This is a genomic window from Intrasporangium sp., assembly GCF_036566125.1.
In the GTDB taxonomy this organism is placed as follows: domain Bacteria; phylum Actinomycetota; class Actinomycetes; order Actinomycetales; family Dermatophilaceae; genus Intrasporangium.
The window spans coordinates 1-5,368 of record NZ_DATCWX010000292.1 but is presented as its reverse complement, the minus strand read 5'-3'; the positions used below and the strand labels follow the sequence as shown (position 1 = coordinate 5,368).

7 protein-coding genes and 1 tRNA gene are annotated in these 5,368 nt (G+C 70.5%); 6 read left to right on the top strand and 2 right to left on the bottom strand.

What is annotated here, in order from left to right; translation table 11 throughout:
• Nucleotides 1-407, bottom strand: a 407-nt coding sequence (locus tag VIR15_RS17605) for an alpha-hydroxy-acid oxidizing protein (RefSeq protein WP_331930117.1), incomplete at its 3' end; no start/stop codon positions are given.
• 156 nt (nucleotides 408-563) lie between these two features.
• Between VIR15_RS17605 and VIR15_RS17600 the strand changes: the two genes are divergently transcribed.
• The 6 genes from VIR15_RS17600 to VIR15_RS17575 all read left to right on the top strand — a co-directional run bounded on the left by VIR15_RS17600 (nucleotide 564) and on the right by VIR15_RS17575 (nucleotide 4,832).
• Nucleotides 564-636 (top strand) — tRNA-Val (locus VIR15_RS17600).
• Nucleotides 637-646: 10 nt separating this feature from the next.
• A complete protein-coding gene (locus VIR15_RS17595; RefSeq protein WP_331930115.1) occupies nucleotides 647-1,513 on the top strand; it encodes a Nif3-like dinuclear metal center hexameric protein in 867 nt (288 codons plus the stop codon).
• On the top strand, nucleotides 1,447-2,250 hold the full coding sequence (locus VIR15_RS17590; RefSeq protein ID WP_331930113.1) for a zinc ribbon domain-containing protein: 804 nt from the start codon (nucleotides 1,447-1,449) through the stop codon (nucleotides 2,248-2,250). Before VIR15_RS17595 ends, VIR15_RS17590 begins: the two co-directional genes overlap by 67 nt.
• The gene (locus tag VIR15_RS17585; RefSeq protein WP_331930111.1) at nucleotides 2,247-3,215 is read left to right on the top strand and encodes a reverse transcriptase-like protein; all 969 of its coding nucleotides are present in this window, start codon (nucleotides 2,247-2,249) and stop codon (nucleotides 3,213-3,215) included. Before VIR15_RS17590 ends, VIR15_RS17585 begins: the two co-directional genes overlap by 4 nt.
• A 25-nt stretch (nucleotides 3,216-3,240) precedes the next feature.
• The gene (locus VIR15_RS17580; protein ID WP_331930109.1) at nucleotides 3,241-3,654 is read left to right on the top strand and encodes a rhodanese-like domain-containing protein; all 414 of its coding nucleotides are present in this window, start codon (nucleotides 3,241-3,243) and stop codon (nucleotides 3,652-3,654) included.
• The gene (locus tag VIR15_RS17575) at nucleotides 3,639-4,832 is read left to right on the top strand and encodes an O-succinylhomoserine sulfhydrylase (protein WP_414654976.1); all 1,194 of its coding nucleotides are present in this window, start codon (nucleotides 3,639-3,641) and stop codon (nucleotides 4,830-4,832) included. Before VIR15_RS17580 ends, VIR15_RS17575 begins: the two co-directional genes overlap by 16 nt.
• Before the next feature lie 62 nt (nucleotides 4,833-4,894).
• On the opposite strand, the gene yaaA is transcribed toward VIR15_RS17575, so the two are convergent.
• Nucleotides 4,895-5,368: peroxide stress protein YaaA (gene yaaA / locus VIR15_RS17570; RefSeq protein WP_331930107.1), on the bottom strand; the 474-nt coding region annotated here is incomplete at its 5' end.

Genomic DNA, 5,368 nt, shown 5'->3' with positions numbered 1-5,368 from the left:
GACAGGGCATAGGGGATTCCGGCACGGGCAGCGGCTCGGGCGACGGCCCGCTCGCCCTCGTGGTGCATCATCCGGGTGAACCCCGTGGGCGCGAGGACGAGCGGCAGGCTGCTCTGGCTGCCGATGATGACCCGCGTCGCGTCCACCTCGCTCACGTCACGCAGGACACGGGGCCGGAACTCGACGCGGGAGAAGGCCTCGCGCGCCCGGCGGAGGCTGATCTCCTGCTCCGCCGCCCCGTCGACGTAGTCGAAGACGGAGCGCGGCGTGCGTCGCTTGGCGATCCTCCGGAGGTCCGCGATCGTCGCGGCCGCCGCAACCCGACGCTCCGAGCCAAGACGCGGGGGCTCGATCCGGACGAGGGGGCGTACCTCGGACCAACGAGGACGTCGGCGCCGGGTGCTCATGGCGCCTCATCATGCCGCCTCGACCGGCACCTTGGGGAGATGCCCGGAGTTGCGCTTCGGCGACAGTTCAAGCAGAGGGCGACTGGCGCAGTGTCCAACTCCTGACACAATGGGCCGCCGGATGAGGGAGCGCCGTGGTGGCGCAACTCGTCCTGAGGGCCTGTAGCTCAGTTGGTAGAGCACCGCGTTTACACCGCGGGTGTCGTCGGTTCGAGACCGGCCGGGCCCACGTGAGTGACGTGACGCTGCGCGAGGTCGTCGACGCCCTGGAGACCCTCTATCCGCCGGACAGCGCGGCCGACTGGGACCAGGTCGGCCTCGTCACCGGCGACCTGGACCAGCCGGTGCGTCGCATCGCCTTCGCGCTGGACCCGACGCTCGCCGTCATCGAGGAGGCGCGCGACTGGGATGCCAACTTGCTCGTCACGCACCATCCGCTGCTCCTGCGGGGCGTCCACTCCGTTGCGACGACGAGCGCCAAGGGCGCCTCCGTCACGCACCTCGTCGTCTCCGACATCGCGCTCTACGTCGCCCACACCAATGCGGACGTCGCCGACCCCGGGGTCTCGTCGGTGCTGGCTGACGCACTCGGGCTCACGTCCCAGCGTCCCCTGACCACCATCGGGCCGTATGCCGCTGGGCGCGTCGGCGAGCTCTCATCGCCTGTGTCGCTGGCTGAGTTCGCAGACGCCGTCGCCGGTGCCCTGCCGCCGACCGCAGGCGGCATCCGGGTGAGCGGTGACCCCGAGGGGATGGTGCGGTCGGTGGCGGTCATGGGCGGTTCCGGGGATGACCAGTTCGAGGCCGTGCGCGCCAGCGGCGCGGATGTCTACGTCACGGCCGACCTGCGTCACCACCCGGTGCTCGAGGCCCGCGAGGAGGCACGCGGAGGGACGCCCTACCTCATCGACGCAGGTCACTGGGCGACCGAGTCGCTGTGGCTGGCCAGCGCCGAGCGTCGCCTTCTGGCGGAGCTGGAGGAGGATCCGTCCGCACCGGCTAGGGTCGAGACGAGAATCTCGTCCATCCGCACCGAGCCGTGGACCTTCGTTGTCGCAGCGAACTCCGCAGGTCTTGGTGCGGACTCCCCTGGAGGTGTGTCCTGAAAGCCGACCCGTCCCGACAGTGGCGTCTGCTCGACCTGCAGGCGATCGACACGCGGCTCGACCAGATCGCCCATGCCCGGGCGAACCTGCCCCAGGTCGCAGCGATCGCCGCGGCCCGGAGCGAGTTGGCGGCGGTCGACACCGAGCTCGTCAACGCCCGCACCGCCGTCGGCGACGTCCAGCGCGAGCTGACCAAGTCGGAGCAGGACGTCCAGCTCGTCCGGGACCGCGCCGCTCGCGACCAGGCCAGGCTCGACTCCGGTCAGGGCAGCGCGAAGGACCTCGCCGCCACGCAGCACGAGCTCGTCTCCCTCGCCCGGCGCCAGTCCGAGCTCGAGGACATCGAGATCGAGGTGATGGAGCGCGCGGAGACCCTGACGAAGCGGGTGGCGGAGCTCGAGACCTCGCGCACCGAGGTCGCAGACCGGCTGGCGAGTCTCGAGGAGGAACACGCCACGGTCCTCGCCGGCCTCGAGGCGGAGGCCGAGCAGGTCGGATCCGGACGTGCGGACATCGTCGCCGGGGTCGGTGAGGAGCTGATCGAGCTCTACGAGAAGATCCGGGCCCAGAGCGGCGGGATCGCAGCGGCGGAGCTGCGCCAACGGCGGTGTGGCGGTTGTCGCCTCGAGCTGAACACCGTCGACTTCGACCGGATCAGGCGCGCTGCCGAGGACGAGGTCGTCCGGTGCGAGGAGTGCCGGCGGATCATGATCCGGACGAGCGAGTCAGGCCTGTGAGTCGTGCCGCTCGCCGCGGTCTCATCGTCGAGTCTGACGGCGGCTCGCGCGGTAACCCGGGCGTGGCAGGCTACGGCGCGGTGGTGCGGGAAGCACCGTCGGGCAGGGTGCTGGTCGAGCTCGCAGAACCACTCGGCACGACGACCAACAACGTCGCGGAGTATCGGGGCCTGCTGGCTGGCCTGAGGGCTGCGTTCGACATCGACCCGGGCGCCGACATCAGCGTGCGCATGGACTCGGACCTCATCGTGAAGCAGATGACGGGTGTCAACAAGGTGAAGCACCCGAACATGCGGCCGCTCGCACTCGAGGCCCAAGCCATGTGCAGGGCGATCAGGGACAACGGCGGCACCGTTGATTTCGAGTGGATTCCGCGGGAGCTGAACCAGACCGCCGATGCCCTGTCGAACGCCGCCATGGACGGCAAGACCATCCACCGCGTCCACGGGGTGCAGGGTGAGGCACCCGAGCCGGCCGATGCGCCGGACGCTCCCGACGACCTGACCGACCGGCGGGACCTACGCCTGCTCCTCGTCCAGGCGCCGTCCACAGAGCGTGCGGTCGAGCGAGTCGCAGCGGCCGTCCGGCCGCTCGTCGGCACGGGCAGCCGGGTCATCACCGCGCCCGAGCCGCTTGCCGAGCAGACCGGGCGGGCCGTTGCCGAGGTCATCGGCACCGAGGTCGAGGTCTCCGCGGACTGGGCGGCGGACCCCGGCAGGGCTGGGAGCGAGCCCGCGGACGCGGCGAGCTCAGCGGCATACGGCAGATTGCGGTTGAGTGGGGGGACGGTGGTCATCGTGACCACGCGACGCGGCATCGTCACCGTCCTGGCGGAGGTCCTCGGGCTCGGCCCCGAGCGCTTCTGGAGCCTCGCGACCGCACCCGGCAGCCTGAGCGGGGTGGAAGTGTGGGCGGACGGCACGGCGTCGGTTGCTTTCACGAATCGGACGGACCATCTCGCCTAGTGGGCATTGTGCGATATTCGCAGGCATGAGCTACGCCGGTGACGTGACCCCGACCGAGGCTTGGATCGTCCTGCAGGGAGACCCGCGGGCCGTGCTCGTCGACGTGCGGACCCACGCGGAGTGGTCGTACGTCGGGCTGCCCGACCTGCGATCGCTGGGCCGGGACGTCGTGCGCATCGAGTGGCAGCGATACCCGGACGGCAGCATCAACGACCGCTTCGTCGACGAGCTGGCGGCGGCCGGGGTCGAGACGGACCAGCCCCTGTACTTCCTGTGTCGGTCCGGGGTGCGCTCCATCGCCGCGGCCGAGGCGGCCACTGCGGCCGGGTGGACGGAGTCGTACAACGTCAGCGAGGGCTTCGAGGGGCCCCACGACGCCCAGCACCACCGCGCGGTGGCCGGTTGGAAGGTCGCGGGACTGCCGTGGGTGCAGGGGTGAACGGCGCGGGCGGCGAGTGGCGTCCCGACACCATCGCGGTCCGGGGAGGTTTGGCGCGCAGCGGTTTCGATGAGACGTCCGAAGCGCTGTACCTGACGTCCGGGTTCGTCTACGAGTCGGCCGAAGCCGCCGAGGCGGCGTTCAAGGGCGAGTCGGACCGGTTCGTCTACTCCCGCTACGGGAACCCCACGGTCCGGATGTTCGAGGACCGCATCGCGCAGATCGAGGGGGCCGAGGCGGCCTTCGCGACCGGGTCCGGCATGGCAGCCGTGTGGGTGGCACTGGCGGCGTTGCTCGGCAACGGGGACCGGGTCGTCTCGTCGCGGTCGCTCTTCGGGTCGTGCTTCGTCATTCTCGACGAGATCCTGCCGCGGTGGGGGGTCGAGACGGTCTTCGTCGACGGGCCGGACCTCGACCAGTGGCGCGAGGCGCTGTCCGAGCCCACGACGGCGGTGTTCTTCGAGACGCCGAGCAACCCGATGCAGGAGCTCGTCGACATCCAAGCTGTCTGCGACCTCGCACACGCGGCTGGGGCCAAGGTCGTCGTCGACAACGTCTTCGGGACGCCGGTGTTCTCCCGTCCGCTCGAGCACGGCGCCGACATCGTCGTCTACTCCGCGACGAAGCACATCGACGGGCAGGGACGGGTGCTCGGTGGTGCGGTGCTCGGGGCGCGCGAGTTCATCGACGGGCCGGTGCAGAACCTCATGCGCCACACCGGGCCCGCGATGTCACCCTTCAACGCCTGGGTCCTCGTCAAGGGTCTCGAGACGATGTCGCTGCGAGTCGAGCGCATGGCGGCGAGCTGTCTCGAGGTGGCGCGGTTCCTGGAAGGGCATGCTCGGGTGACGCGGGTCGTGCACCCGTTCCTCGAGTCGCATCCGCAGCACGAGCTGGCCCGCCGCCAGATGCTCGGTGGGGGGACCGTGGTCACCTTCGAGCTCGATGGAGGCAAGGCGGAGGCGTTCGCCGTCATGAACGCCCTCGAGATCATTGACATCTCGAACAACCTCGGCGACGCGAAGTCGCTCGTCACGCACCCCGCGACGACGACGCACCGGCGGCTTTCTCCTGAGGCGCGGGCGGCCGTGGGGATCACCGACGGGGTCATGCGCATCTCCGTCGGGCTCGAGGACGTCCGCGACCTCGTTGACGACCTGAAGCGCGCCCTCGGCTGACGGACCCCGCCCGCTCACCCTCTTCCGGTTGGAGGTATCCGGCGGCCCCATGGAGCCGATTTCTACCTCGAACCAGGTAGGGGAGCCACCGCGAGCTGCCACGGCCGTCCCGGGCGCTCCGGCTCGGTGATCCGCACGTTGAACGCGTCAGAGAGGATCTCGGCGAGGTCCTCCGCGTAACGGGGCTTTGCCGCCGACTGGACCAGGTGCCGGGCGACGAGACCGCGGGTGTGCTTGGCCATGTGTGACGCACCCGGGACGGTGACCTGCACCCGGCGCTCCGAGAGCTCGCCCCTGGGATTCCACATCGCCGCGTAGGTGCTGGACCGGCAGTCGACGATGAGGCGCCTGGCCCCCGCCTCCTGCTCGAGGACGGGCGCCAGGACCGGCCGCCATGCGTCGGTCAGGCCGCCGATCCCGGGCAGCTCCACGCAGGGGTGGAGCCGGTAGGCGGGGACTCGATCCGTCGGGCGCAGCGCTCCGAAGAGGGCAGAAAGGATGACGATCCGGCGGTTCGCTCTCCGCTTCGACCCCGG

Coding starts and splice junctions, on each gene's coding strand:
- VIR15_RS17580 (WP_331930109.1), top strand. CDS start 3,241: ATGAGCTACGCCGGTGACGTGACCCCGACCGAGGCTTGGATCGTCCTG.